The sequence below is a fragment of the Caulobacter sp. 17J80-11 genome, from assembly GCF_014349105.1.
Lineage (GTDB): Bacteria > Pseudomonadota > Alphaproteobacteria > Caulobacterales > Caulobacteraceae > 17J80-11.
In genome coordinates, this window is record NZ_JACSJI010000002.1 from 84,676 (window position 1) to 111,575 (window position 26,900).

A 26,900-nucleotide genomic window follows, 5' to 3' on the forward strand; every position below is an offset into this window, starting at 1 on the left:
CGCCGCTGCCGGCAGCGACAAGCCCGTGAACGCGCCCCTCAAGGCCGAGGCGAAGCCCCGGCCGAAGTTCCTGCGTCAGTTCGAACTGATCGAGCGGGTCCGCAGCTACGACCCGACCGCCGACGAGGCGCTGCTCAACCGCGCCTACGTCTACGCCATGAAGATGCACGGCTCGCAGCTCCGTGCCTCCGGCGACCCGTACTTCGCCCACCCGATCGAGGTGGCCGGCATCCTGACCGACTACCGGCTGGACACCGCCGCCATCGTCACGGCCCTGCTGCACGACGTCATCGAGGACACCTCGGCCTCGCGCGACGACATCGCCGAGATGTTCGGCGACGAGATCGCCGAGCTGGTGATGGGCGTGACCAAGCTGTCGCGCCTGGAGATGCAGTCGGAGCACACGCGCCAGGCCGAAAACCTGCGCAAGTTCATCCTGGCCATCTCCAAGGACGTGCGCGTCCTGCTGGTGAAGCTGGCCGACCGGCTGCACAACATGCGCACCCTGCAGCACGTGTCGCCGGCCAAGCGCGAGCGCATCTCGCGCGAGACCCTGGACGTCTACGCGCCGCTGGCCCGCCAGATCGGCTGTCACCGCTTCGCCACCGAGCTTGAGGAGCTCTCCTTCGAGCATCTCAATCCGACTGCCCGCAAGGCGATCGCGCGCCGCCTGGAAGTGCTGAAGCACGAGCAGGGCCCGGCCGTCGCCCAGGTGTCGGAGGCCATCGCCGACCGGCTGGAGAAATCCGGCATCCCGGCCCGCGTGTTCGGCCGCGAAAAGACCCCGTTCTCGATCTGGCGAAAGCTGCAGCGCAAGTCGCTGGGCTTCTCCCAGCTGTCCGACATCTACGCCTTCCGCGTGATCGTCGAGAACGAAGAGGACTGCTACCGGGCGCTGGGCGTGATCCACCGCGCCTGGCCCTCGGTGCCCGAACGGTTCAAGGACTTCATCTCGACCCCCAAGCGCAACAACTACCGCTCGCTGCACACCACGGTGATCGGCCCGCGCGGCATGCGTATCGAGATGCAGATCCGCACCGAGACCATGGACCGCATCGCCGAAGAGGGCGTGGCGGCGCACTGGAAGTACAAGAACAAGAGCTACGGCTTCGACGCCGAGGCGGCCGCCGAGGAGGGCGGGCGCGACCCGATGCAGAACCTGCGCGGCCTCGTGCAGGTGCTGGAGCACGGCGGCGGCGACGTGGAGGACTTCGTCGAGCACGCCAAGCTCGAGATGTTCCTGGACCAGGTGTTCGTCTTCACGCCCAAGGGCCGGATCATCAGCCTGCCGCGCGGGGCCATGCCGCTGGACTTCGCCTACGCGGTGCACACCGACGTCGGCGACACCGCCATCGGGGCCAAGATCAACGGCGAACTGCGCCCGATGCGCACCCAGCTGAGCAACGGCGACGTGGTCGACATCATCCGGGGCGCCAAGCCGGACATTCCGCCGGACTGGCGCTCGCTGACCGTCACCGGCCGGGCCCGCTCGGCCATCCGCCGCCAGATCCGCCAGACCGAGCGCGAGGAGTTCGTGAAGCTGGGCCGCGCGGCGGTCGAGCAGGCCTTCGCGCGCGCCGGCAAGAACATGGCCGACGTCTCGCTGCGCCCCGCCTTCGAGCGGTGCATGGTCGAGGACGAGGAGGAGCTGTTCGAGTCCGCCGGCCGCGGCCGGGTCGAGGCCATGCGCGTCCTGGAAGCGGTCTTCCCGGGCCTGAAGGACAGCGAGCGGGCGGCCGCGGCCGCGCGCACCCGCATCGAGGACGGCAAGTCGGGCCGTCTGTTCGTGCGCGGCGGCGGCCTGACGCCGGGCGTCAGCGTCCACTTCGCCCCGTGCTGCAGCCCGGTGCCGGGCGACCGCATCGTCGGCATCATGGAGCCGGACACCGGCCTGACCGTGCACACCATCGACTGCGAGCGGCTGGCCGAGTTCGAGGACCGCGAGGAGCTCTGGCGCGACCTGCAGTGGACGCCGGAGGCCGAGCGCAACGCCGTGGCGGCCGCGCGCCTGCGCGCCACCATCCGCAACGCGCCAGGCGTGCTGGGCCAGGCCTGCACCATCATCGGCGAGGCCGGGGCGAACATCATCAACCTGAAGATGGCGCACCGGCAGTCGGACTTCTTCGACGCCGAGTTCGATGTCGAGGTGGTGGACGCCAAGCACCTGACCACCATCGCCGCGGCCCTGCGGGCCTGCCCCTCGGTCGAGACCGTCGACCGGGTGCGGGGCTGATTGGATCGCCTCCCCCCGCAGGGGAGGGAGGCGAAGCCATCAGGGTCAGGCGTTCGGAGCGCCCGTCGTATTGACCATCCACGGCACGCCGAAGCGGTCGATCAGCGACCCGTAGCCCGGCGACCAGAAGGTGGCGTTGAAGGGCATCACCACCTTGCCGCCTTCGGAAAGGGCGTCGAACCACCGGCGCGCCTGGGCGGCGTCGTCGGTGTGCAGGGTCACGTCGAAGCCGTTCTTCGGCTTGTCGATGTTCGGGGCCCAGTCGGTGTCCATGTCCGCGCCCATCAGCGCCTGGTCGCCGACCTCCAGCCAGCAGTGCATGAGCCAGTCCTTGTACTGCGGACCGACCGGCATGTCGGGCGGGCCTTCGCCGTAGGGGAAGGCGGCGGTGATCTTTCCGCCGAGCACCTTGGCGTAGAACTCGAAGGCCTCGCGGCACTGGCCGCGGAAGCTGAGGCTGGTGACGATCTTCATGGGCGCTCCGTCGGGTTCGGGGAGGCGAAGCTCAACTCGCAGAACGACGGTTCGTCAACCGAGCGCCACGTACAAGCGCGAGGGGCGCTGAGGCGTTTACGCGGACCCATTCAGGTCCTATTGAGCCGCCCATGACCTCTGAAGACGTTCTCGACGAATTCCGTGCGGCCGGCGCCCTGCGCGAAGGCCACTTCGTGCTGTCCTCCGGCCTGCACAGCCCCGTGTTCCTGCAGAAGAACCTGGTGTTCATGAACGCCGACCGCTGCGCGCGGCTCTGCAAGGCGCTGGCCGAAAAGATCACCGCCCAGGTGGGCGCGGTCGACGTGGCCATCTCCCCGGCCGTGGGCGGCATCATCCCGGGCTACGAGACCGCCCGCTGGCTGAAGGTCCCGTCGATGTACGTCGAGCGCGAAGGCGGCGAGTTCAAGCTGCGCCGCGGCTTCGGGATCGAGCCGGGCGCCAAGGTCGTGATGGTCGAGGACATCGTCACCACCGGCCTGTCGTCGCGCGAGTGCATCGCCGCGATCAAGGCGGCCGGCGGCGACGTGGTGGCGGCGGCCTGCATCGTCGACCGCTCCGGCGGCCGCGCCGACGTCGGCGTGCCGCTGATCGCCCTGGCCACCCTGGACGTGCCGGCCTATCCGGCCGACCAGCTGCCGCCCGAACTGGCGGCGATCCCGATCGTCGACCCGGGCAGCCGGAGGCTGTCGAAGTGAGCAGCCGCGTCCGCCTGGGCGTCAACATCGACCACGTCGCCACCGTGCGTAACGCGCGGGGCGGGGCGCACCCCGAGCCGCTGCGCGCGGCGCGGCTGGCGATCGAGGCCGGGGCGGACGGCATCACCGCGCACCTGCGCGAGGACCGCCGGCACATTTCCGACGCCGACATCGGCGCCCTGTCGGAGCTGTGCCACGGGCTCGGCAAGCCGCTGAATTTCGAAATGGCCGTGACGGCGGAGATGCGCGACATCGCGCTGCGCCACCGCCCCCACGCCGCCTGCCTGGTGCCCGAGCGGCGCGAGGAGCGCACCACCGAGGGCGGCCTGGACGTCGCCCGCAACCACGCCGCCATCGCCCCTGTGGTCCGCGCCCTGCGCGACGCCGGCGTGCGGGTGTCGCTGTTCATCGAGCCCGATCCCGTGCAGGTGGCGGTGGCCGAGGCCATCGGCGCTCAGGTCGTGGAATTCCACACCGGCGCCTACTGCGAGGCGGTGATCCACGGCCGCGATCCGGCCCCCCTGCTGGAGGCGCTGAAGCGCGGCGCAGGGGAAGCCGAGCGGCGCGGGCTCGAGGTCCACGCCGGCCACGGCCTGGACTACGACACCGCCCAGACGGTCGCGGCGATCCCGCAGGTGGTGGAGCTGAACATCGGCCACTTCCTGATCGGCGAGGCGATCTTCGTCGGCCTGGAGACCGCCATCCGCACCATGCGCACTCGCATCGACGCCGCCCGGCCGGGGGCCTGAGCCGGTGATCCTGGGCATCGGCGCGGACCTGACGGATATCCGACGCATCGAAGAGACGCTGTCGCGTTTCGGCGACCGCTTCACCAACCGCTGCTTCACCGAGATCGAACGGACCCGTTCCGAGCGCAAGCCCGACCGCGCCGCCAGCTACGCCAAGCGCTTTTCGGCCAAGGAGGCCTGCGCCAAGGCGCTGGGCACCGGCATGCGCAGCTACGTGCACTGGCGCGACATGGGGGTGGTCAACCTGCCCACCGGCCAGCCGACCCTGGCGCTCACCGGCGGCGCGGCCGAACGCCTCAAGGCGCTGACGCCGGCGGGCATGACCCCGTATATCCACCTGTCGCTTACCGACGATCACCCCTATGCGCAGGCCTTCGTCGTCATCGAAGCCTTGCCCGCGTCACAATGAGCGACTACCGATTTTCCGAGAGGGGCGGACGGCCCCGGGCGGGGACTGAACAGCGATGAGCACCGTGGAAACCGGCGGAGCCCAGGCCGCCGAGCCGAGCGAAACCGCAGAGGCCGTCGCCGCGGCTGAAACCTCCGCCGCCGCCGAGCCGTTGACCGCCGGAGCGTCCGCGGGCGCGGAGTTCGAGGAGCCGGTCGAGGAAACCGACGACGTGCCCGCCCACGCCAAATCCGCCAAGGACGAGTTCGTGGAGATCGCCAAGACGATCTTCTACGCGCTGCTGATCGCCCTGGTGCTGCGGATCCTGTTCTTCCAGCCGTACACCATCCCGTCCGCGTCGATGGAGCCGAACCTCTACGAGGGCGACTACATCATCGTGTCCAAGTGGAACTACGGCTACAGCCGCCACTCGATCCCGTTCAGCCCGCCGCTGTTCCACGGCCGCACGCCCGGCAAGGGCCCGGCTCGCGGCGACATCGTCGTATTCAAGCTGCCCAGCGACAACAAGAGCGACTACATCAAGCGCGTGGTCGGCTTGCCGGGCGACCGCATCCAGATGCGCGACAACCATCTGTACATCAACGACGCGCCGGTGAAGGACGAGGTGATGGGCCCGATCGAGGTGCCCACCTTCTACGGCGTCCCGCGCGAGGCGACCGAGATCCGCGAGACCTTCCCGGAGGGCAAGAACTTCACCACCCAGGACTTCGGCCCGGGCGGCGACCTGGACAACACCGACGTGTACGTGGTGCCCGAGGGCTACTACTTCATGATGGGCGACAACCGCGACAACTCGATCGACAGCCGTGTCGACCCGCGGTTCAACGGCGGCGCCGGCGTCGGCTTCGTGCCGGCCGAGAACCTGGTCGGCAAGGCCCAGATCATCCTGTTCTCGTGGCACCCGGGCGCGTCCCTGTTCAAGCCCTGGACCTGGTTCACCAAGGTGCGCCCGAGCCGGTTCTTCACGCCGCTGAAATGAGTGTGCGCGCGAAAGCCGTCGCAGACCTCGAACAGAAGCTCGGCCACGTATTCAACGACCGCGACCTGCTGGAGCGGGCCCTGACCCATTCCAGCGTGGGCGAGGGCGCGCGTCGGGTGATCGACTACGAGCGGCTGGAATTCCTGGGCGACCGCGTGCTGGGCCTGCTGGCGGCCGAGCGCCTGATCGACGCCTATCCCAAGGCCAAGGAAGGCGAGCTGTCGCCCAAGCTGCAGGCTCTGGTGAACCGCGAGGCCTGCGCGAGAGCGGCGCGGCGCATGGGCGTCGGCCCGGCGCTGCGGCTCTCGCCTGGCGAGACGAAGACCGGCGGGCGCGACAAGGACACCATCCTGGGCGACGCCTGCGAGGCGCTGATGGCGGCGGTCTACATCGACGGCGGCATGGAGGCCTCGCGCGCCATGTTCGGCACGTTCTGGGCCGACGAGTTCGCCCACCTGGACGCGCCGAAGGTGAAGGACGTGAAGTCGCGGCTGCAGGAGTGGGCGCAGGGCAAGGGCCGGCCGCTGCCGACCTACGAGGTCGTGAACCGTGAAGGTCCCGACCATGCGCCGACCTTCACCGTCGAGGTGAAGGTCGAAGGAGTGAAGCCTGAGCGGGCCGCAGGGCGTTCCCGCCAGGAGGCGGAGAAGGCCGCGGCCACCGCCATGCTTGAACGCGAAGGATTGCTGTGAACCAAGAAACCAAGACCCGCGCGGGTTTCGCCGCCGTCATCGGCGCCCCGAACGCGGGCAAGTCCACCCTGGTCAACCGGCTGGTCGGCACCAAGGTGTCGATCGTCACCCAGAAGGTGCAGACCACGCGCTTCCCGGTGCGCGGCGTGGCCATTGTCGGCGACGCCCAGATCGTGCTGGTCGACACCCCCGGCATCTTCAAGCCGCGTCGCCGGCTGGACCGGGCCATGGTGCGCTCCGCCTGGGGCGGGGCCGAGGACGCCGAGGCGGTGGTCCACCTGGTCGACGCCCAGGCCGAACTGGCCGTGCTGGACGGCAAGGACGCCAGCCCGGCCGACAAGCGCGCCCACATCGACGTGGAGACCATCGTCGAGGGCCTGAAGGCGGCCGGCCGCAAGGTCATCCTGGCGCTCAACAAGATCGACGGCATCAAGCGCGACCGCCTGCTAGCGCTGGCCGATACGCTTTTCAAATCCGAGGTCTACGACGAGGTCTTCATGATCTCGGCGGCCAACGGCTCGGGCGTGGACGACCTGGCCGCCCGCCTGGCCGAGCTGATGCCGGAAGGCCCGTGGCTGTATCCCGAGGACCAGAGCGCCGACGTGCCCTCGCGCGTGCTGGCCTCCGAGATCACCCGCGAGAAGCTCTACCTGCGGGTCCACGAGGAGCTGCCCTACGCGGCGGCGGTGGAGACCACCAAGTTCGAGGAGCGCAAGGACGGCTCCGTCCGCATCGAGCAGAACATCTACGTCGAGCGCGACAGCCAGCGCCCGATCGTGCTGGGCAAGAACGGCCAGACCCTGAAGTGGATCGGCCAGAAGTCCCGCGAGGAGCTGCAGGAGCTGCTGGACCGCCCGGTCCACCTGTTCCTGCACGTCCAGGTCAACGAGCGCTGGCAGGACGACCGCGCCCTCTACGCCCAGTTCGGCCTGGAGTACGACGTCTGATCTGATGGAGTGGACCGACGACGCTTTCGTGCTGTCTGCGCGCGCGCACGGCGAGACCGGGGCGATCGTCGACCTGCTGACCGAGACGCACGGGCGCGTCGTCGCCTACGTGGCCGGCGGGGCGTCGCGCAAGATGCGCCCCTTCCTGCAGCCGGGCGCGCGGGTGATGGCGCAATTTCGCTCCCGCGTGTCGGAGCAGATGGGCTCGGCCGCCCTGGAGCCGGTGGGGGAGGGGCCCGCGGCCCTGTTCGACGACAGCCTGGCGCTGGCCGGCCTGGCCGCCGCCGCGGCGGTGGCGCAGGGCGCGCTGCCGGAGCGCGAGCCGCATCCGGGCGCCTTCTACGCCTTCGACGCGCTGGTCTCGGCCCTGGCCGTCCCCGACATCTGGCCGGCGGTGTTCGTGCGCTTCGAGGCGGGCCTGCTCGAAGAACTGGGCTTCGGCCTGGACCTGACCCGCTGCGCCGCCACCGGCGCGACCGATGATCTCGTCTATGTCAGTCCCAAGACCGGGCGCGCGGTCAGCCGCGCCGCCGGCGAGCCCTACAAGGACCGCATGCTGGCCCTGCCGCCGTTCCTGCTGGCCTCCCAGGCCGGCTTGCGTCACGGTGAGGTGGGGGCTGGGTTGAAGCTGACCGGCCACTTCCTGGAGGCCTTCGTCTTCAACGCCCTGAACAAGCCGCTGCCGCCGGCGCGGGTGTGGATGGTCGATCGCCTCGCTGACGCGGGGCTGCTTTAGCTTTCTGTGGACCGCACGGGATCCGCCATTCCGGCGATCCAGCGGATAGACTAGTGGGCGAGCGGGTGATTCCGCGCCCGAGATGACGAGTACCGGTCCCGATGACCAAGCATTTCAGCCCTGACGACGAAGGCGGCCGCATCGTCGACGAGCCGATGGGCGAGGCGCTGTCGCGCCGCTATCTGGCCTACGCGCTGTCGACCATCATGCACCGGGCCCTGCCGGACGTGCGCGACGGCATGAAGCCGGTGCACCGGCGCGTCATGTACGCCATGCACGAGATGCGCCTGAACCCCGACGCCGCGGCGCGCAAGTGCGCCAAGGTGGTCGGCGAGGTGATGGGCTCCTATCACCCGCACGGCGACCAGGCGATCTACGACGCCCTGGTGCGCCTGGCGCAGGACTTCTCGCAGCGCTACCCGCTGGTCGACGGCCAGGGCAACTTCGGCAATATCGACGGCGATAGCGCCGCGGCCATGCGCTACACCGAGTGCAAGCTGACGCCCGCCGCCCAGCTGCTGCTCGCCGGCATCGACGAGGATGCGGTCGACTTCCGCCCGACCTACGACGGCCAGGACGAAGAGCCGGTGGTTCTGCCGGCGGCCTTCCCCAACCTGCTGGCCAACGGCGCCACCGGCATTGCGGTCGGCATGGCCACCTCGATCCCGCCGCACAACGCCGCCGAGCTGATCGACGCCTGCCATCTGCTGCTCGAGAACCCCGGGGCGACCACCGCCGACATCATGACCAAGCTGCCGGGGCCGGACTTCCCGACCGGCGGCGTCTCGGTCGAGACCAAGGCGGCGATTCACGAGGCTTACGAGACCGGCCGCGGCGGCGTACGCCTGCGCGCGCGCTGGGAGAAGGAGGACCTGGGCCGCGGCGTCTGGCGGATCATCGTCACCGAGATCCCCTACCAGGTTCAGAAGTCGCGCCTGATCGAGCAGCTGGCCGACCTGATCGAGAACAAGAAGGCGCCGCTGCTGGGCGACGTGCGCGACGAGTCGGCGGAGGATATCCGTCTCATCCTCGAGCCGAAGAACCGCACGGTCGAACCTGAGATCCTGATGGAAAGCCTGTTCAAGCTTTCCGATCTGGAGACCCGCTTCCCGATCAACATGAACGTGCTGGACGGCAAGGGCACGCCGCGCGTCATGGGGGTGAAGGACTGCCTGCAGGCCTTCCTCGACCACCGCCGCGACGTGCTGGTCCGCCGGTCCAACTGGCGTCTGGAGCGCATCGAGAGGCGCCTGCACGTCCTGGAAGGCCTGCTGATCGCCTTCCTGAACCTGGACGAGGTGATCCGCATCGTCCGCGAGGAGGAGCAGCCCAAGGCCGAGCTGATCAAGGCCTTCGCCCTGACCGAGGTCCAGGCCGACTTCATCCTCGACACCCGGCTGCGCAACCTGGCCAAGCTGGAAGAGATGCAGATCAAGGGCGAGCACGAGAAGCTCGCCGCCGAGCGGGACGAGATCAATTCGCTGCTGGGCTCGCCGGCCAAGCAGTGGAAGCGCATCGGCAAGGACCTGGCCGAGGTGCGCAAGGTGCTGCTGTCGGCCCGCCGCACGACCTTCGCCGACGCTCCGCAGGTGTCGGCCGACGTCTCGGTCGAAGCCTTCGTGGTGCGCGAGCCGGTGACCGTGATCCTGTCCGAGCGCGGCTGGATCCGCTCGGCCAAGGGCAAGGTCGAGGATCCGTCTGAGCTGAAGTTCAAGGAAGGCGACAAGCTCGCCTGGCTGATCCCGGCCGAGACCGTCGACAAGCTGCTGATCTTCGCCTCCGACGGCCGGTTCTTCACCCTGCCGATCGACAAGCTGCCGTCGGCCCGCGGCCACGGCGAGCCGCTGCGCCTGATGATCGACTTCGAGGAAGGCTCGAAGATCGTGGCCGTGTTCGCCCACAAGCCGGGCCGCAAGCTGTTCCTGGCGTCGAAGGCCGGCTACGGCTTCATCCTGCCGGAGGAGGAGGCGATCGCCTCGCGCCGCGCCGGCAAGCAGGTCCTGAACGGCGACGCGGCGCTGTGCCTGCCCGTCGAGGGCGACCACCTGGCGGTGCTGGGCGACAACGGCAAGGCGTTGGTCTTCCCGCTGGCCGAGCTGCCGGAAATGCCGCGCGGCAAGGGCGTGAAGCTGCAGAGCTACCGCGAGGGCGGCTTCAGGGACGCCACCGCCTTCGCCGCCGAGACCGGCCCCGAGTGGGTCGACGGCGGCGGTCGACGCCGTCAGTGGGCCGACTGGAAGGACTGGCTGGGCAAGCGCGCCCAGTCCGGCAAGGCCGCGCCCAAGGGGCTGAAGAAGTTCCGGTGAATTTCCCTCTCCCAAAGGGAGAGGGAGGGGCCCATCGCGCCAGCGATGGGAGGGTGAGGGGTTACGCGGCCAGCCGCGTGCCCTCATCCCGATGCCTCATCCGGACAGCTCCGTAACCCCTCACCCTCCCAGCCCTTCGGGCCGGGTCCCTCCCTCTTCCTCTGGGAGAGGGGCGCTCACCCGGCCGCCGCGGCGGCGCGCTTGGCCTCACGGGCGATCTCGTCGGGCGTGGGCACCAGCACGGCCATCTGCACCGGCTTGCCGGTCGCTTCGGCCACCAGTTCGGCGGTGCGGGTCTCGACCGCTTCTTCCAGGCGCTTGAGGAACTCGGCCTTGGGCAGGCCGGCGGGGATCGGGTCGAGGAATTCGATGGTGGCCGTGCCGGGGTTCTTCTTGGCGCTGGTCTGCTGCCAGAACAGGCCGAGGTTGGTCGCCAGCGGCACCACCGGCATGTCGAAGTCGGTGGACATGTGCCAGACGCCCGACCGATAGCGGAAGCGCTCGCCGATCTTGGCCAGGTTGCCTTCCGGATAGATCAGGATCTTGCGGTTCTCGGCCTTGGCCTGGGCCGCGCTTTCGGAAAGCGCCCGGCGCGCTTCGGGGCCGCCGCAGTTGTCGACCACGATGGCCCCCAGCTTCTTCAGCACGCCCGAGAGCAGCGGGAAGCGCTCCAGGTGGTCGCCGGTGACGAAGGCCAGGTCGTCGAACTGGGAGTAGACGCTGAAGCCGTCGCCCCAGGACTGGTGCTTGGCGGCGATGATGAAGGCGCCCTCGGGCAGCCGTTCGCGGCCACGCACGTCCAGCTTGATCCCGGCGAAGATCCGCATGGCCTGCACCATGCGCCGCACGTAGCGGCGGATGATCCAGCTGGTCGCCTTGCGTCCGGGCGTCAGCGCCGCGAAGGCCGCCATGGTGGCGTAGAGGATCGACAGGACCCAGTAGACGAGGTTGAAGAGGAAGCTGCGCATGGGATCCCTGTCCGTTCGGCGGGGCCGACCTTGGCGGTGAATCTCTTTCCGATTGTCTAGCAGGAGTCTGCACGGATGAGCGTCAGCGACGCGTTTGGGGAGCGGGCGCGCGACCTGTTGTCGGTCGCGCCCGACCTGCGGTTCCGCAAGATGTTCGGTGAGATCGGCGCCTATTCGGGCGAGCTGTTCTTCGCCCTCGTGGCGGACGAGGCGGTCTGGCTGAAGGCCGACGACGTCAACGAGGCCGCCTTTGTCGAGGCGGGCGTTCCGCTGTTCGTCTACGGCGAGAAGGACGGCAAGCCGATGAGCCTGCGCTACCGGCGGCTTCCCGACCCCGCCTGGGACGACGAGGACGAGGCGCGCCGCTGGATCGGGCTTGGGCTGGATGCCGCGCGCCGGGCCAAGGCCGCCAAAGCCGCGAAGGGCAAGAAGACGCCGGTGAAGGTCGACCTCGGGCCGGGGCCTTGGGACGAGGCCTAGGCCGCGTCCTTGGGCCGTTCGGCGCTGGTCACCCGGTTACGGCCGCCGCGCTTGGAGGCGTAGAGGGCCTCGTCGGCGCGTTCGATCAGGGAGGCGGCGGTCTCGCCCTTCTTCATCTGCGCCAGGCCGGCGGAGACGGTGACCTGGCCCAGGTCCTCGTTGGTCGAGCGGCGCTTCAGCGAGCGGCCGGCGATCTCCTGGCGCACGACGTCCAGCGCGCTTTGCACGGCGGCGGCGTTCTCGCCCGGGAAGATCAGGCCGAACTCCTCGCCGCCGTAGCGGGCGGCGATGCGGGGCGGCGAACCGGCCACGCGGCCGATCACGCTGGCGACGTAGCGCAGCACCTGGTCGCCGGTCTGGTGGCCCCATGTGTCGTTGAAGCGCTTGAAGTGGTCGATGTCGACGACGGCCAGGGTCAGCGGCTGGCCCTTTTCATCGGCCTCGGCGCAGACGCGCGTCAGCTGTTCGTCGAAAGCCTTGCGGTTGGCCAGGTTGGTCAGGGCGTCGGTCATGGCGTCGCGGCGCACCTGTTCCAGGTGCTCGCGCAGCTTGGTGACCTCGCGGGTGGAGTCGTGCAGCCGGCGCTCAAGCTGGGAGTTCTCGCGGCTGACCTTGTCGGTGGCGGCGGCCAGGCCTTCGACCAGCTTGCGCAGGACTGGCGGCTCCTGGGTGTCGTTCAGGCCCTGGCTGGCGCCGGCCAGGGTCTTGCCGTAGGCGGCCTGGGTCTTCTGGGCGGTGGCCATGGCGGTGGCCACGCTGCGCAGTTCGCGGCTCAGCTGGGCGCCCGCGTCGCGAATCTCGTCCGAGAGGCGCGCGCGCGGCAGGAATTCGGCGGCCAGCGTCTCGCTGACGTCGTCGGTAAACGGTTCGCCGGCCGCCAGCATGCGCGTGATCTCGCGCGCCAGCGGGCTTTCAGGCTCGCCCAGATAGTGCAGCCAGAGCTCGAAATTGAGCGGCGTCGGCCATACGGCGGCGCTTTCCATCATCTCCAGCGCCTTGCGCGCCAAAGAGAAAGCGTCAGGACCGCGTAGCGCCACCTCGACTTGGCCGGTCATGTGTCCCCCCTGGGCGCCGCGGTTCTGGCGGCGCTGTGACGGGCAATACTTACGTGGACGACCGCAAACGCAGGGTTAAGGCCAAGGTTAAGCCAGCGCTTTCAGGTGGTTTTTTTCACCGGCGCGGCACGCAGCAGGAAGGCCGGGGTGCCGTCGCCGCCGAAGCCGACCACGCGCGGGCCCAGATCGTCGCGGTAGCGGCCGCGATCACGGTCGCGATCACGTTCCCGCTCGGGACGCGGCGAGGCGGGGGCAGGGCGCTCCGAGCGCTCGTGACGCTCAGGACGGGCTTCGGCCTTCTCGGGGCGGCGTTCGGCGCGGGCGGGCTCGCGCTCCCGACGCTCGGGCTTCGGTTCGCGCTCGCGGCGCTCCGGCTTCGGCTCGCGACGGTCGACCTTCGCTTCGGCGACTTCGGCTTCCGGCGCCTCTTCGCGCGGTTCGGCGCGACGGCCGCGGCCGCGTTCGCCGCGTTCCGGCCGCTCGCCGCGCTCGGGACGGGCGCTGCGACCACGGCGGTCGCCGCCGCCGGCGCCGCCGGCCTGGCTCCAGTCGAGGTCGAGCGTGACCTCGTCGGGCGTCTTCTTGGTGAGCTTCAGCACCTTGTCCAGCGACTTGGCGTCAGCCGGGGTGACGATCATGAACGCTTCGCCCGAACGCCCGGCCCGGCCGGTGCGGCCGATGCGGTGGACGTAGTCGTCGGCGTGGTGCGGCACGTCGTAGTTGAAGACGTGGCTGACGTCGGGGATGTCCAGGCCGCGCGCGGCGACGTCGGAGGCGACCAGCAGCTTCAGTTCGCCGGCCCGGAACGAGGCCAGGGTCTTCATGCGCACGCTCTGGTCCAGGTCGCCGTGAATGGCCGCGGCGTCGAAGCCGTGCTTCTTCAGCGACTTGGCGACGACATCGACTTCCGACTTACGGTTGCAGAAGACGATGCCGTTCTTGATCTCCGAGCGCTCGATCAGGGCGCGCAGCGCCAGGCGCTTGGCCCGCGGATCGACCGAGGGAATGTTGGCGATGTGCTGGGCGATGGTGTCGGCGGTGGTGGCCGGACGCGTGGCCTCGATCCGGGTCGGATCCTTGAGGAACTGCGTGGTCAGGCGCGTGATCTCGGGCGGCATGGTGGCCGAGAAGAACAGCGTCTGGCGGCTGGGCGGGGTCAGTTTGAAGATGCGCTCGATGTCGGGGATGAAGCCCATGTCGAGCATGCGGTCGGCTTCGTCGACGACCATCAGCTGCACGCCGGTGAGCAGCATCTTGCCGCGCTCGAACAGGTCCAGCAGGCGCCCCGGGGTGGCGATCAGCACGTCCACGCCCTTGTCGAGCGCGGCGACCTGGTCGCCCATCGAGACGCCGCCGATCAGCAGCGCCCAGCTGAGCTTGGTGCCCTTGGCGTATTTTTCGAAAGAACTCGCGACCTGGTCGGCCAGCTCGCGGGTCGGGGCCAGCACCAGGGCGCGCGGCATGCGGGCCTTGGAGCGGCCGGCCGACAGCCGGTCGATCATCGGCAGGGTGAAGGCGGCGGTCTTGCCGGTGCCCGTCTGGGCGATGCCGAGCACGTCGCGGCCCGCGAGTGCGACGGGGATGGCCTGCGCCTGGATCGGCGTGGCGGTCGTGTAACCCGTATCGGCGACGGCCTGCAGCGTCGTCGCCGACAGGCCCAGTTCGGAAAATTCGGTCATACTTCAGGTGATCAGGCGGTTCGACACGCCCGGGGGGCGCGCAAACGCGGCGGCGCGGACGGACGTCGTCGCGCAGAACCCGAACATAGGGATGAAGGCCAGCAAGTCAATCTGCAGCACCGCCGCGTGTTTCGGGCGGCGGCGAGCGTGGCTTGATTGCAGCTCAGCGCTGCTGCGACCGTAGTTCGAGCACCAGAAACATGGGCGCCGGGGCGTCGCTGGTGAAAGCGTAGCTTTCCCAGAAGCACATGAAGTCGACGAGCTCTGCGCCGAATTCACGCGCCGCTGCGTCGCCGTTGCGGACGTAGACCACGAGCGGCGTCTCCCGGCTGGCGTCTTCCGCGTCCTCCAGGAGCGCCTGGACGTGACCGGACTTGCCCGAGAGCGCCTTGTGAACGGTCGCGATCAGGCCGTCCAATCCGCCGAACCGGTATTCGGTTTCGACGACGCGGGCGCCGTCGACCGTATAGGCCGCGTCGAAATCGGCGCGCGAGGCCACCGTCGCGACGCGCGGGTCGACAGTTCCGCAGGGCGGGCGCCGAAATTGAAACGGCGCCCCCACCTCAGACGTCCAGGTCTTCGGCCGCAAAGGCGGCGTTCTCCTGGATGAAGCGGAAGCGCAGCTCCGGCTTGCGGCCCATCAAGGTCTCGACCAGCGCCTCGATCTCCTCCTCGGACTCCGGCAGCGTCACGCGGGCGAGCGTGCGCTTGTTCGGGTCCATGGTGGTCTCCTTCAGCTGGGCCGGCATCATTTCGCCCAGACCCTTGAAGCGGCTGATTTCCGGCTTCTTGCCCTTGAAGGTGGTGGCCAGCAGCTCGTCGCGGTGGGCGTCGTCGCGGGCGTAGGCGGTGGTCGCGCCGTGGCTGATGCGGAACAGCGGCGGCAGGGCCATGAACAGGCGGCCCTGGCGGATCATGTCCGGCATGGATCGGTAGAAGAAGGTGATCAGAAGCGAGGCGATGTGGGCGCCGTCCACGTCGGCGTCCGTCATGATGACGATGCGCTCGTAGCGCAGGTCTTCGAGCCGGAACTTGGAGCCCAGCTGGGCGCCGAGCGCCAGGGTCAGGTCCGACAGCTCCTGGTTCTGCCGCAGCTTGTCGCTGGTGGCCGAGGCGACGTTCAGGATCTTGCCGCGCAGCGGCAGGATGGCCTGGGTGTTGCGGTTGCGGGCCTGCTTGGCCGAGCCGCCGGCCGAGTCGCCTTCGACGATGAACAGCTCCGCGCCCTCGGCGTGGTTCTGCGAACAGTCGGCCAGCTTGCCGGGCAGGCGCAGCTTGCGGGTGGCCGACGCGCGCTGGACTTCCTTGTCCTTGCGCCGCTTCAGCCGCTCCTCGGCGCGGTCGACGACGAACTGCAGCAGTTGCGTCGCCACCTTGGGCTGTTCGGTCAGCCAGTGGTCGAAGGGATCGCGGAGCGCGTTCTCGACCAGCTTCTGGGCCTCGGCCGTGGACAGGCGGTCCTTGGTCTGGCCCTGGAATTCCGGGTTGCGGATGAACACCGAGATCAGCGAGCCGGCGTTGGCGACCACGTCCTCGGCGGTGATCAGGCCGCCGCGCTTCTCGCCGGTCAGTTCGGCGTAGGCCTTCAGGCCGCGGGTGAGCGCCGCGCGGAAGCCGGCCTCGTGCGTGCCGCCGTCGGGGGTCGGGACGGTGTTGCAGTACGACTGCATGAAGCCGTCGTGCTCGCCGAAGCCGGCCGGGCTCCAGGTCACGGCCCATTCGACCGCGCCGGCTTCGCCCTTGCGCTCCACGCGGCCGGAGAAGGATTCCGGCGTGACGGTCTCGGTCTTGCCCACCCGTTCGGCCAGGGCGTCGGCCAGGCCGTTGGGGAAGTGGAAGAGGGCCTCGGCCGGGGTCTGGTCGGTGATGCGCTCCGGCGCGCACGACCAGCGGATCTCCACGCCGCGGAACAGGTAGGCCTTGGAGCGGGCCATGCGGTGCAGGCGCGCCGGCTTGAAGGCCGCGCCTTCGCCGAAGATCTCCGGGTCGGGCGTGAAGCGCAGCTGGGTGCCCTTCTTGCGCGACGGCCCGACCTGCTGGATCGGGGTCAGCACGTGGCCCTTGGAGTAGCTCTGGCGCCATTCGTGGCCGCCGGACCAGACGGTGACGTCCAGCCGGTCGGTCAGGGCGTTGACCACCGAGACGCCGACGCCGTGCAGGCCGCCGGAGGTCTCGTAGGCCTTGCCCGAGAACTTGCCGCCCGAGTGCAGCACGGTCAGCACGACCTCCAGCGCCGACTTGCCGGGATACTTGGGGTGCGGGTCGACCGGGATGCCGCGGCCGTCGTCGCGCACGGTGAGCGCGCCGTCGGCGTCGAGGCTGACCCAGATGGTCTTGGCGTGGCCGGCCACCGCTTCGTCCATCGCGTTGTCGAGGACTTCGGCGAACAGGTGGTGCAGGGCCCGCTCGTCGGTGCCGCCGATGTACATGCCCGGGCGCTTGCGCACCGGCTCCAGGCCTTCCAGCACCTCGATCGAGGCGGCGTTGTAGCCGGGGTTCGCGGCCGCGGTCGGGGCGGGCGCGGCCTGCGCGGGAGCGGGTGCGGCCGGAGCCGCGGACGCCGGCGCGGCAGCCGGCGCCGGTTCGGCGGCGGGCTGGGCGGGGGCGAAGTCGAAGAGCGACGGTTCTTGAGCGGCCTTGGCCATACGCGGGACTTTGCGGCGATTCGGAAACGAACTCGTATGGCGATCCGGCGCCTCCGGGGCAAGCGGAAGCAGCCAGGGATCGGCGTCGCGCCTCAGGCGTCGGCGGGCTCGCCGAAGCGGTTCGGCCCTGGCGTTCCGCGCCGGCACAGCAGCAACACCAGGATCCCGAGCGCGGCCAGGTAGAGCATGTTGTTGAGAAAGAGCAGCAGCACCGGCGTCAGATCCGGGGTTTCTGAACCGGCGGCGACTTCGGCGAACACCCGCGGCATCGCGACCAGGCCGAAGGCGAGGAACGGCAGCGGCAGCAGCCCCAGCCATCCGGTGAGGCCGCTGTCGTGCAGCCGCCGAGCGACCGCCGCCGCGAGCAGGGCCGCTGCGAGCGCGACCGTGGCGCCGATGCCGCCGAACATCAGCCCGAAGTCCGGCATGACCTCAGGATGGCCGGCGGCCACCCGCACCGAATAGCCGCCGGGGCTCGTTTGGACGCTCACCGCCTCCGGATGTTCGGCCGCCAACCGCGCCGCCTTGGCGAAGAAGTCGTTCATCACTGGGATCATGACGGCGAAGGCGCCGACCATGGTCAGGGCGATCACGCAGGCGACGTAGGGCCAGAACCGCCCCGGGCTTTCGCGTCCCTTGAACACGCCCAGGCTACGCAGGTTTGTGATGACGCCGTTCATGAATCGATCCCTCAACTGTACGTAGAGCCCCTGGTTAAGCGTCGGCGGGCGATCTGCAAAGGTTGGGCGGCGCAGAAAAGAAAAGGCCGCGGATCGCTCCGCGGCCTTGATCACCATTGCGGCAAGTCCTGCGACTTAGCCGTTGTAGTACATGTCGAATTCGACCGGGTGCGGGTGCAGCTGCAGGCGCGCGACCTCGGCTTCCTTCAGCTCGATGTACGAGTCGATGAAGTCGTCGTCCATCACGCCGCCCTTCTTCAGGAAGGCGCGGTCCTTATCCAGCGAGTCCAGGGCTTCGCGCAGCGAGCCGCAGACCTCGGGGACGTTCTTCCGCTCCTGCGGCGGCAGATCGTACAGGTTCTTGTCCATCGCCGCGCCCGGATCGATGCGGTTCTCGATGCCGTCGAGGCCGGCCATCAGCAGGGCGACGAAGGTCAGGTACGGGTTGCCCATCGGGTCGGGGAAGCGGACCTCGATGCGCTTGGCCTTCGGCGACGACACGTAGGGGATACGGATCGAGGCCGAGCGGTTGCGCGACGAGTAGGCCAGCTTCACCGGGGCTTCGTAGCCCGGCACCAGGCGCTTGTAGGAGTTGGTGGTCGGGTTGGCGAAGGCGTTGATCGCCTTGGCGTGCTTGATCACGCCGCCGATGTACCAGAGGCACAGGTCCGACAGGCCGGCGTACTTGTCGCCCGCGAACAGCGGCTTGCCGGCCTTCCAGATCGACTGGTGCACGTGCATGCCCGAGCCGTTGTCGCCGAACATCGGCTTCGGCATGAAGGTCGCCGACTTGCCGTAAGCCGCCGCCACGTTGTGGACGACGTACTTATACAGCTGCATCCGGTCGGCCATGGTGATCAGGTCGCTGAACTTCAGGCCGAGTTCGTGCTGCGCCGGGGCGACCTCGTGGTGGTGCTTCTCGGGCTCCAGGCCCATTTCGCCCATCACCTGCAGCATTTCACCGCGCAGGTCCTGGCCGGAGTCCACCGGGTTGACCGGGAAGTAGCCGCCCTTCGGGCCCGGGCGGTGGCCCATGTTGCCTTCCGGATAGACCTTGGCCGAGTTGGCCGGCAGCTCGACCGAGTCGAAGGCGAAGCCGGTGTTCTCGGGGTTGGTCGACCAGCGCACGTCGTCGAACACGAAGAACTCGGCCTCGGGGCCGAAGTAGACGGTGTCGCCCACGCCGGCCGACTGCACGTAGGCCAGGGCCTTCTTGGCCATGGAGCGCGGGTCGCGGGTGTAGGGCTCGCCGGTGTCCGGGTTCAGCACGTCGCAGAACAGGAACAGCGTGGTCTGCTGGTAGAACGGGTCGATGTAGCTGGTCGCGAGGTCCGGCTTCAGCAGCATGTCGGACTCGTTGATCGCCTTCCAGCCGGCGATCGAGGAGCCGTCGAACATGGTGCCTTCGGTCAGGAACTCTTCGTCGACCATGCCGACGTCGAAGGTCACGTGCTGCAGTTTGCCCTTCGGATCGGTGAAGCGCAGGTCGACGTAGCGGACCTCTTTCTCCTTGATCTCTCTCAGGAGTTCGGCGGGGCTCATGGTGGTGTCCTTGGCGGTTCGGGGAGGGGAGGAGAGGTGGTCTCGGTCTGACGGCCCCGGCTTATACAGCCTGGGGTCCGGTCTCGCCGGTGCGAATGCGGATGACGTCCAGGACGTCGGTGACGAAGATCTTGCCGTCCCCGATCTTGCCGGTGCGCGCGGCCGTCTGGATCGCCTCCAGCACGGTGGGCAGCAGGTCGTCGGGGACGACGACTTCGAGTTTGATCTTGGGCAGGAAGTCCACGACGTATTCGGCGCCGCGGTAAAGCTCGGAGTGCCCTTTTTGGCGACCGTATCCCTTGGCCTCGAGGACGGTCATGCCTTGCACGCCGATGTCCTGAAGCGCCTCCTTCACCTCGTCGAGCTTGAAGGGCTTGATAACGGCTTCAATCTTTTTCATGGCGAATCCGGGAAGGGCGGCCCGGGACGCGAACGAACATCGCACCGCAGCATAATGCAAGCGGCTTTCGTGCCTTACCCTGTGGGAATCCGGACGATTCTTGCGCCGTGGCTTAAAAGCCGCGCAACATGTCCGTGTACCGGCACATTTTTTCGAACGGCCTGACCCTCTGGACGGAGCGGAAGCGATGCGGCGCGGATGCGAGATCCTGACCGTGGCGGAATCGGCGGCGGCCGACCGCGGCGCCGTCGAGCGCGGCGTCGAACGGTTCGCCCTGATGCGCGCCGCCGGCCAGGCGGTGGCGCGCGAGGTCATGGCACGCTGGACGGCGCGGCCGGTGGCGGTGCTGTGCGGGCCCGGCGACAACGGCGGCGACGGCTATGTCGCCGCTCAGATCCTGGCCGAATCCGGCTGGCCGGTGCGCGTGGCCGCCCTGGCCGACCCGACGGCGCCGGACGCCGCGCGCGCCCGGGCCGCCTGGACCGGAACGGTCGAAGCGCTGGACCTCCAGGCCGTGGCCGAGGCGCGCCTGGTGGTCGACGCCCTGTTCGGCGCGGGTCTCTCGCGTCCGCTGGATCACCCGGTGGCCGAGGTGCTGAAGGTGGTCGAGGCGGGGAGCGTGCCGATCGTGGCGGTCGACCTGCCGTCGGGCCTGGCCGGCGACACGGGAGAAGCGCTGGGCTACGCGCCACGGGCGGCGCTGACCGTCACCTTCCATCGCAAGAAGCCGGCGCACGTGCTTGTCAAAGGCCGGGTTCTCTGCGGCGAGACCGTGGTCGCCGACATCGGCGTTCCGGTGGCGGCGACGCCGGACACCCAGCTCTGCGAGAACGGTCCGGACCTGTGGCGGGCCCGCTTTCCCTGGCCCGAACCGGAAGCGCACAAGCATGCGCGCGGACGGCTGGGGGTGATCAGCGGGGCGATGTTCGAGACCGGCGCGGCCCGGCTGGCGGCGCGCGCCGGCCTGCGGACGGGCGCCGGCGTGGTGCGGATCTTCTGCGCGCCTGAAGCGGCGCCGATCCTGGCCGCCCACGTCGAGGCGGTGATGCTGCACGTCTTCGAGACCGAGATGGAGCTGGAGCAGGCGGCCCAGCCGCTGGACGCGGCCGTGATCGGCCCGGCCGCCGGGGTGACCGAGGAGACCGCCGCCAACCTCGCGGCGCTGGCCCGCACCGGGGCGGCCCTGGTGATCGACGCCGACGCCCTGACCGTCTTCCGCGGCGATCCGGGCGAGCTGTTCGCTCAGCTGGACCGCGACGACGTGCTCACCCCGCATCCGGGCGAGTTCGAGCGCGTCTTCCCGGGCCTGCTGGCCGGTTCGCCCGAGCGGATTACCGCCGCGCGCCGGGCGGCCGAGCGGGCCGGGGCGATCGTGGTCCTGAAGGGACCCGACACGGTGATCGCGGCGCCCGACGGGCGCGCCTCGGTCAACACGGTGGAGGCGCCGTGGCTGGCGACCGCCGGATCCGGCGACGTGCTGGCCGGCATGATCGGCGCGCTGCTGGCGCAGAACATGGACAGCTTCGACGCCGCCTGTGCGGCCGTGTGGATGCACGCCGAGGCGGCGCGCGGGTTCGGGCCGGGCCTGACGGCGGAGGATCTGCCGGACCTGCTCCCGGGCGTGCTGAACGCGCTCTGGCGAAGGGCGCGCTGAGGCGGACGGATCGCGAACGGCCGCTTCGGCATTTTCCAAGGCGTGATCGAAGTGGTGCAGGACCTGGCCGGGCTCCGCCTGGGGACCCTGGGCGGCACGGCGCTGACCGTCGGCGGCGTGCTGACGGCCGTGCTGATCGTCGCCGCCGCCGCCGTGCTGGCGCGCCTGGTCCGCAACTTCGTGCGCCGGCTGCGGGCGCGCAGCTGGCTGGGCGCGGCCTCATTCCTCTACATCGTCGAAAAGGTGGCCACCTACGGCGTGGTGATCACCGGCGTGATCGTGGCGATCTCGACGCTGGGGCTGGATCTGACCTCGCTGGCGGTGTTCGCGGGCGCGCTGGGCGTCGGCGTGGGCCTCGGCCTGCAGGGCGTGGTGAAGGAGTTCGTCTCCGGCCTGGTCGTCGTGTTCGACCGGCTGATCCAGGTCGGCGACTATGTGGAGCTGGAGAACGGGGTCAGCGGCGTGGTGCAGGAGATCGGCCCGCGCGCGACCCGAATCCGCAACAACGACAACGTCAACGAGGTGGTGCCGAACTCGCGCCTGGTGGAGCGGACGGTGACCAACTGGACGCTGAAGGGCGAGTCCCGGCGCATCCACGTGCCCTTCAAGGTCGCCTTCGGGGCCGACAAGGACCGGGTGCGTGAGGCGGTGCTGAACGCCGCCCGCGCCGTGCCCTTCACGCTCCCTGACACCGAGGCGCGCCGCACCCAGGTCTGGCTGGTCGGCTACGGCGACGGCTATCTCAAGTTCGAGCTGGTGGTCTGGCCCGGCCTGGAGGCGGTGAAGCGGCCTCAGGCCATGCAGGCGGCCTACGCCTGGGCGATCGACGACGCCCTGTGCGAGGCGGGCATCGAAGTGCCCAATCCGCAGATGGACATACGCGTGCGCGAGCTGTTCGGCTGCGAGGGGGCGGACGCTCTGCGCCTGCTGGGCCTCAAGAGCGAGCCGACTCACCCGTCCGCGCCGGCTCCGTCGCCGGCCGGCCACAACGACGCCGCCAACGACCTTGTGGCAGGCGCCGAGATCGACCGGGTCGAGACCGAACGGCGGGCGGCCGAGGACGAGGCGGACCGGGAGCGGCAGGCGGCGGCTCGCCGCGCCGACAAGCCGCGCGCCTGAACCCCGGCTCACACGATCACACCGCTGCTCTGGAGGCGTCGATCGGCGGCCTGTGACCCGGCTTCGGCGGCCTGCAGACCGGAGGGAAGGGCGCCCCGAAGGGCGCCCTGTAGCCGGTCAGCGTTCGCGCTCGCGACCGGAGCCTTCCTGCCGGCCCTGCCCGCCGGACTCGGGTTTCCCGACCCGGGACTCGCGGGACCGCATTTCGGTGGCGTTGCGGTTCTGGGCGTTCTGCTGACCCGCCTGGCCGCCCTGGCCGCGGTTCTGCTCCTTGCCGCCGCCCTGCTGTCCACGATTTTGCATCGGACTACTCCACTGAAATCACGCGCCATTCCGCGCGCTATTCGAGAGCGCCCCTACGGGGGACCCGTTCCGCTGCTGAAGCCTCAATTCGAGAGTTCAGGTGCGCCTGCGGCGGCGGGGCTCACGACCGCCGGCCGGCAGCGGCGTCGTTCGGCGTCGACCTGGCGTACGGTCTCGACGCCCGTTCCTGGCGCGTCACACGAGGTCCCCGAGTTCGAGCACCGCGCGTTCAGCCCCGTGGTGAGCCGACAGCCGGGTCGGGCGGCCGTGCACCCACAGCCGCTCCACCTCGATCGCCTCCCACCCCTGGGGCAGGACCACGGGCCGGCGGCACCATGACGCCGGCTCGCCCAGGCCGGGCTCGATGCCCGGAAACCCGAACAGCAGGCTGGCCAGGAAGCCGCCCATATTGGCGAAGAATGGCCCGGCGCGGGGCTGCTCCGGATGCTTGTCAGGCCGGTACTCCAGGGGCTGCAGGAAGCGCCCTGAAAAGAATTTTCCGTAGCCCTCGTCGAGCAGCCGCAGCGCCAGCCGCCGGTCGCCGGCTCGCGCCGCCCAAGCGCCGTACAGCGGAGACAGCATGGGCGCGCCTACGTATTCGTCGGCCAGGTCCAGCCAGAACTTCAGCGTCGCGGCCTCGATTTCGGGCTCCAGCCGGTAATCGAGAGGGAAGACGCCCATCAGCGGATCGGGCGTGGCTCCCTTCTCTTCCGAGGGCGTGTAGCCGTCATGGGCGATCACGACCTTTCCCTTAACGGGGAGCACCAGGTCACGGGCCAGCGCCGACCACTTCGGAGACGCCGCCTCGCCGAGCCGCTCGGCGACGCTGACGGCGTAGCCGAGGGCCACCTTGGCGGCCATGTTGGGATAGGCCGCGTTGTCGGCCGGCTCGGGCCGCTCCGCGACGCCCATGCTCGCGGGGTACTCGACGCCGCGGGGCGTGCGCTTGAGCCGACTCTCGAGCCATTCGGCGACCCCGGACAGGACCGGCCAGGCCTTATTCTTGAGAAAGCGCGGGTCGCCAGTCAAAAAGCTGTGGACCGCGAAGGCGCGGGCGACCGCCAGCGTGACGTGATCGGCGTGCCAAGCGCCCGTGCCCGGCAAGGGCGCTGTCTCCTCGCCGGTGGCCGGCGCGGACTCCCACGGGAACTGCAGGCCTCGCCGCCCCCAGATCCGGGCATTGGTGCGGGCCGCCTCCAAGTGGCGCGACCGGTAGTCCAGCAGGCCGCGCGCCGCGTGCGGCTGCATCACGCTGAGGGCCGGGACCACGAACGCCTCCAGGTCCCACATCACGTGCCCGTAGTAGTAGTGGTAGTCCCACCAGGTCGCGAGACCGAACATGGACGTCGAAGCCAGCGACGACGCGTGGGCGGAGGTGTTCATGTAGAAGAAGGAGGCGTCCGCCAGCGCCTGCCAGCGCGTGTCGGCCCCGACCAGGACGATGCGCCCCTTCCAGAGCTCGTTCCACTCGGCTCGGTTTTCCGCTCGGATCCGGTCGAAGCCGTCGCTACGCGCCTTGGCCGCCAGACGTGCGGCTTCCTCGTCGGGACGCCGATGCATGAGGCCCGGCACCAGGCTGACGATCTGTCGAAGGCGGTACTTCCGTCCAGCCCGAGCGCGGAAACGGTACTCGGACCACATCGTCCGATTGCGAGCCGCGGGCCGGGAGGGCTCGAGCTGCTCACCGACCAGCTCGGTGACGTAGGCCAGCCCGCACGTCCCGGTCACGCCCTCGCTATCCCAGAGCATGTAGCCGTCGCACGCCGGCTCCGCCTCGCCGGGCGTGGCGCGGTCCCAGCGGGCCAGTCGCCCGCCGACGTTGCGACCGTCGATCATCGCCCGCACGCCGAGGTCGCACGCGGAATCGACCGTCAGGACCACCTCCTGGCACGCCAGACTGGGATGGTTGCGAGAACAGAAGGTCACGGTCTCCAACCGGACCCGCTTGCCGCCGTTGTCGAAGATCGCGCGGCTGCTGAGTTCACCGGTCGCGAAATCATAGCTCTGGTCTTCGACCTCGACCCGCGCCGACTCGTCTAAGCTCCAGACATTGTCCAGGCCGACCTGGCAGGCCAGCGGATAGGGCGCGAGCGCCGCCGCCTCGATGCGCTTCTCGGGATGTTCTCCGGCGTAGCTGCTGACCAGGCAGGCGCCCGAGACCAGCGGGTCGGACCGCACCCGCAGACCGACGACCCCGTTTGAGACGAAGGCCGGAAGCTCACCGGTGGAGCTACCTGGGACAGGCTGCGGATTGATCGGCGACGACATGGGACGCGAGAGAAACAGCGCGCCTCCTCGGGCGTTCCCGTACGCCAGGGGGGGCCGAGGGAGCCGCCGGGCAGGCGCGGCGCACGAACGGAGCGGCGCGCGCGGGGTCAGCAGCGCCGCTGCGGCGGTTTCGTCCAAATTCGGCGCGGCCGCCGCACGCGGGCTTGCCTTGGGCGGAGCTGAGAATCATAAGGGCGGACCCTGCGTGCGGATGTGGCGGAACTGGTAGACGCACTGGATTTAGGTTCCAGCGCCGCGAGGCGTGGAGGTTCGAGCCCTCTCATCCGCACCAGGGTTTTTCGGGCCGTTTCGCCCCTCGCCCGAGGGGCTTTGACGAACCCCGAAGCGCCGTGACATAAGGGCCGCTCGCGCCGCCCGAACAGGGCGGCCTTTGGTTTTTCTAAACAAGGCGGAAGGGCGGTCGGGCCGAGGGCCTGGCGACGTGTTCCGAAGGCTGAAAGTCCATGCAGGTCGTTGAGAAGTCGAACGAAGGTCTGAGCCGCGTGCTGCAGATCACGGTCCCCGCCAAGGACCTGGGTCAGAAGCTCGAAGCGAAGATCGCCGAGGTCACCCCGCGCATGAAGCTGAAGGGCTTCCGTCCGGGCAAGGTGCCGTCCGCGCACGTTCGCAAGCTGTACGGCAAGGAGCTGATGGGCGAGATCGTCCAGGAAGCCCTCAACACCTCCGGCCAGAAGGCCCTGGAAGACGCGAACATCCGTCCGGCCGCGCCGGCCGAGATGAAGCTGTCTTCGGACATCGAGAAGGTCATCGCCGGCCAGGAAGACCTCGCCTTCGAAATGTCGGTCGAGATCATGCCGGAGTTCGAGCCGATCGACCCGGCCTCGATCGAGCTGACCAAGCCGACCTACGCCGCGTCGGACGCCGACGTGGACGAGGCGCTCAAGGAGCTGGCCTCGCAGTCGAAGACCTACGAAGCCAAGGGCGGCAAGTCGCCCAAGGCCGCTGAAGGCGACATGGTGGTGATCGACTTCGTCGGCCGCATCGACGGCGAAGCCTTCGAAGGCGGTTCGGCCGAAGGCGCTCAGCTGGTGCTGGGCTCGGGCCAGTTCATCCCTGGCTTCGAAGACCAGCTGAAGGGCGCCAAGGCCGGCGAGACCAAGACCGTCGCCGTGACCTTCCCGGAAGCCTACCAGGCCAAGCACCTGGCCGGTAAGCCGGCCGAGTTCGAAGTCACCGTCCAGGAAATCCGCGCGCCGAAGGAAGCCGACGCCGACGAGGAGTTCGCCAAGCGGATCGGTTTCGAGACCCTCGACGCCCTGAAGACCGCCCTGAAGACCAACCTCGAGCAGCAGTACGCCTCGGCTTCGCGCTTCAAGCTGAAGCGCGCCCTGCTGGACGTGCTGGACGCCAAGCACGACTTCCAGCTGCCGGCCAAGATGGTGGAGACCGAGTTCGGCGCCATCTGGAGCCAGGTCGAAGCCGACAAGGCCCGCGGCGGCCTGCCGGCCGAAGACGCGGCCAAGTCGGAAGACGAGCTGAAGGCCGAGTACCGCAAGATCGCCGAGCGCCGCGTGCGCCTGGGCCTGGTGCTGGCCGAGATCGGCCGCCGCAACAACGTCGGCGTCTCCGATCAGGAGCTGTCGAACGCCATCATGGCCGAAGCCCGCCAGTACCCGGGCCGCGAGCGCCAGGTGTTCGACTTCTACCGCCAGAACCCGAACGCCGCCGCCCAGCTGCGCGCCCCGATCTACGAAGAGAAGGTCTGCGACATGATCTTCGGCAAGGCGAAGATCGCGGACCAGACGGTCACCAAGGACGAGCTGTTCGAAGACGAGGAGCTGTCGGCCTGACCTGACGTCGGATGCTGATTTGAGGGACGGGCCCGCCGGCGACGGCGGGCCCGTT

24 protein-coding genes and 1 tRNA gene are annotated in these 26,900 nt (G+C 69.4%); 14 read left to right on the plus strand and 11 right to left on the minus strand.

Going from position 1 to position 26,900, the window contains the following annotated elements; all coding sequences use genetic code 11:
• The first annotated feature begins 25 nt into the window (after positions 1–25).
• A complete protein-coding gene (locus tag H8B08_RS02875; RefSeq protein ID WP_187448712.1) occupies positions 26–2,233 on the plus strand; it encodes a bifunctional (p)ppGpp synthetase/guanosine-3',5'-bis(diphosphate) 3'-pyrophosphohydrolase in 2,208 nt (735 codons plus the stop codon).
• Positions 2,234–2,278: 45 nt separating this feature from the next.
• On the opposite strand, the gene H8B08_RS02880 is transcribed toward H8B08_RS02875, so the two are convergent.
• On the minus strand, positions 2,279–2,707 hold the full coding sequence (locus H8B08_RS02880; protein ID WP_187448713.1) for a VOC family protein: 429 nt from the start codon (positions 2,705–2,707) through the stop codon (positions 2,279–2,281).
• 131 nt (positions 2,708–2,838) lie between these two features.
• Here H8B08_RS02880 and pyrE point away from each other — a divergent pair, with 131 nt between their 5' ends.
• The 8 genes from pyrE to parC all read left to right on the plus strand — a co-directional run bounded on the left by pyrE (position 2,839) and on the right by parC (position 10,241).
• On the plus strand, positions 2,839–3,423 hold the full coding sequence (gene pyrE, locus H8B08_RS02885) for an orotate phosphoribosyltransferase (RefSeq protein WP_187448714.1): 585 nt from the start codon (positions 2,839–2,841) through the stop codon (positions 3,421–3,423).
• Positions 3,420–4,172: a pyridoxine 5'-phosphate synthase gene (locus tag H8B08_RS02890; RefSeq protein ID WP_187448715.1), complete on the plus strand. Its 753-nt coding sequence runs from the start codon at positions 3,420–3,422 to the stop codon at positions 4,170–4,172. The genes pyrE and H8B08_RS02890 overlap by 4 nt, the downstream gene beginning before the upstream one ends.
• A 4-nt stretch (positions 4,173–4,176) precedes the next feature.
• Complete coding sequence (gene acpS / locus H8B08_RS02895; RefSeq protein ID WP_187448716.1) at positions 4,177–4,581, plus strand: holo-ACP synthase; 405 nt, start codon at positions 4,177–4,179, stop codon at positions 4,579–4,581.
• Positions 4,582–4,636: 55 nt separating this feature from the next.
• The gene (gene lepB, locus H8B08_RS02900; RefSeq protein ID WP_187448717.1) at positions 4,637–5,560 is read left to right on the plus strand and encodes a signal peptidase I; all 924 of its coding nucleotides are present in this window, start codon (positions 4,637–4,639) and stop codon (positions 5,558–5,560) included.
• The gene (gene rnc / locus H8B08_RS02905) at positions 5,557–6,252 is read left to right on the plus strand and encodes a ribonuclease III (RefSeq protein WP_187448718.1); all 696 of its coding nucleotides are present in this window, start codon (positions 5,557–5,559) and stop codon (positions 6,250–6,252) included. The genes lepB and rnc overlap by 4 nt, the downstream gene beginning before the upstream one ends.
• Entirely contained in the window at positions 6,249–7,199 is a 951-nt protein-coding gene (era, locus tag H8B08_RS02910; RefSeq protein ID WP_187448719.1) for a GTPase Era, read from the plus strand. The genes rnc and era overlap by 4 nt, the downstream gene beginning before the upstream one ends.
• A 4-nt stretch (positions 7,200–7,203) precedes the next feature.
• Positions 7,204–7,935 (plus strand): DNA repair protein RecO, encoded by a 732-nt coding sequence (gene recO, locus H8B08_RS02915; RefSeq protein ID WP_187448720.1) that lies wholly within the window; start codon positions 7,204–7,206, stop codon positions 7,933–7,935.
• A 101-nt stretch (positions 7,936–8,036) separates the two neighbouring features.
• Complete coding sequence (gene parC / locus H8B08_RS02920) at positions 8,037–10,241, plus strand: DNA topoisomerase IV subunit A (protein ID WP_187448721.1); 2,205 nt, start codon at positions 8,037–8,039, stop codon at positions 10,239–10,241.
• 176 nt (positions 10,242–10,417) lie between these two features.
• Here parC and H8B08_RS02925 read toward each other — a convergent pair whose 3' ends face one another.
• Positions 10,418–11,209, minus strand: a complete 792-nt coding sequence (locus H8B08_RS02925; RefSeq protein WP_187448722.1) for a 1-acyl-sn-glycerol-3-phosphate acyltransferase — start codon at positions 11,207–11,209, stop codon at positions 10,418–10,420.
• 75 nt (positions 11,210–11,284) lie between these two features.
• Between H8B08_RS02925 and H8B08_RS02930 the strand changes: the two genes are divergently transcribed.
• Positions 11,285–11,689 (plus strand): TfoX/Sxy family protein, encoded by a 405-nt coding sequence (locus H8B08_RS02930; RefSeq protein ID WP_187448723.1) that lies wholly within the window; start codon positions 11,285–11,287, stop codon positions 11,687–11,689.
• On the opposite strand, the gene H8B08_RS02935 is transcribed toward H8B08_RS02930, so the two are convergent.
• From H8B08_RS02935 to H8B08_RS02965, 7 genes are all read right to left on the minus strand, one after another.
• Positions 11,686–12,744, minus strand: coding sequence for a GGDEF domain-containing protein (locus H8B08_RS02935; RefSeq protein ID WP_187448724.1), 1,059 nt, complete (start codon positions 12,742–12,744; stop codon positions 11,686–11,688). The genes H8B08_RS02930 and H8B08_RS02935 overlap by 4 nt on opposite strands.
• Positions 12,745–12,845: 101 nt before the next feature.
• Positions 12,846–14,423, minus strand: a complete 1,578-nt coding sequence (locus H8B08_RS02940) for a DEAD/DEAH box helicase (protein ID WP_187448725.1) — start codon at positions 14,421–14,423, stop codon at positions 12,846–12,848.
• A gap of 163 nt (positions 14,424–14,586) precedes the next feature.
• Positions 14,587–15,012, minus strand: coding sequence for a hypothetical protein (locus H8B08_RS02945; RefSeq protein ID WP_187448726.1), 426 nt, complete (start codon positions 15,010–15,012; stop codon positions 14,587–14,589).
• Positions 14,987–17,068: a DNA topoisomerase IV subunit B gene (parE, locus tag H8B08_RS02950; protein WP_187448727.1), complete on the minus strand. Its 2,082-nt coding sequence runs from the start codon at positions 17,066–17,068 to the stop codon at positions 14,987–14,989. The genes H8B08_RS02945 and parE overlap by 26 nt, the downstream gene beginning before the upstream one ends.
• 92 nt (positions 17,069–17,160) lie before the next feature.
• Positions 17,161–17,865: a DUF805 domain-containing protein gene (locus H8B08_RS02955; protein ID WP_187448728.1), complete on the minus strand. Its 705-nt coding sequence runs from the start codon at positions 17,863–17,865 to the stop codon at positions 17,161–17,163.
• A gap of 18 nt (positions 17,866–17,883) precedes the next feature.
• Entirely contained in the window at positions 17,884–19,290 is a 1,407-nt protein-coding gene (gene glnA / locus H8B08_RS02960) for a type I glutamate--ammonia ligase (protein ID WP_187448729.1), read from the minus strand.
• Positions 19,291–19,351: 61 nt separating this feature from the next.
• Positions 19,352–19,690: a P-II family nitrogen regulator gene (locus H8B08_RS02965; RefSeq protein ID WP_163262628.1), complete on the minus strand. Its 339-nt coding sequence runs from the start codon at positions 19,688–19,690 to the stop codon at positions 19,352–19,354.
• Between the two features lie 187 nt (positions 19,691–19,877).
• Between H8B08_RS02965 and H8B08_RS02970 the strand changes: the two genes are divergently transcribed.
• Both H8B08_RS02970 and H8B08_RS02975 read left to right on the plus strand, forming a co-directional pair.
• Complete coding sequence (locus H8B08_RS02970) at positions 19,878–21,344, plus strand: NAD(P)H-hydrate dehydratase (RefSeq protein WP_187448730.1); 1,467 nt, start codon at positions 19,878–19,880, stop codon at positions 21,342–21,344.
• A gap of 42 nt (positions 21,345–21,386) precedes the next feature.
• Entirely contained in the window at positions 21,387–22,463 is a 1,077-nt protein-coding gene (locus H8B08_RS02975) for a mechanosensitive ion channel domain-containing protein (RefSeq protein WP_187448731.1), read from the plus strand.
• 117 nt (positions 22,464–22,580) lie between these two features.
• Here H8B08_RS02975 and H8B08_RS02980 read toward each other — a convergent pair whose 3' ends face one another.
• Together H8B08_RS02980 and H8B08_RS02985 are read right to left on the minus strand one after the other, a co-directional pair.
• The gene (locus H8B08_RS02980; protein WP_187448732.1) at positions 22,581–22,766 is read right to left on the minus strand and encodes a hypothetical protein; all 186 of its coding nucleotides are present in this window, start codon (positions 22,764–22,766) and stop codon (positions 22,581–22,583) included.
• A 195-nt stretch (positions 22,767–22,961) separates the two neighbouring features.
• Positions 22,962–25,034: a glycoside hydrolase family 65 protein gene (locus H8B08_RS02985; RefSeq protein WP_187448733.1), complete on the minus strand. Its 2,073-nt coding sequence runs from the start codon at positions 25,032–25,034 to the stop codon at positions 22,962–22,964.
• A gap of 207 nt (positions 25,035–25,241) precedes the next feature.
• Here H8B08_RS02985 and H8B08_RS02990 point away from each other — a divergent pair.
• Together H8B08_RS02990 and tig are read left to right on the plus strand one after the other, a co-directional pair.
• Positions 25,242–25,326, plus strand: a tRNA-Leu gene (locus H8B08_RS02990).
• Between the two features lie 172 nt (positions 25,327–25,498).
• Positions 25,499–26,845 carry a trigger factor gene (tig, locus tag H8B08_RS02995; RefSeq protein WP_187448734.1) on the plus strand — a complete coding sequence of 449 codons (1,347 nt, stop codon included), beginning with the start codon at positions 25,499–25,501 and terminating at the stop codon, positions 26,843–26,845.
• Positions 26,846–26,900: the final 55 nt, after the last annotated feature.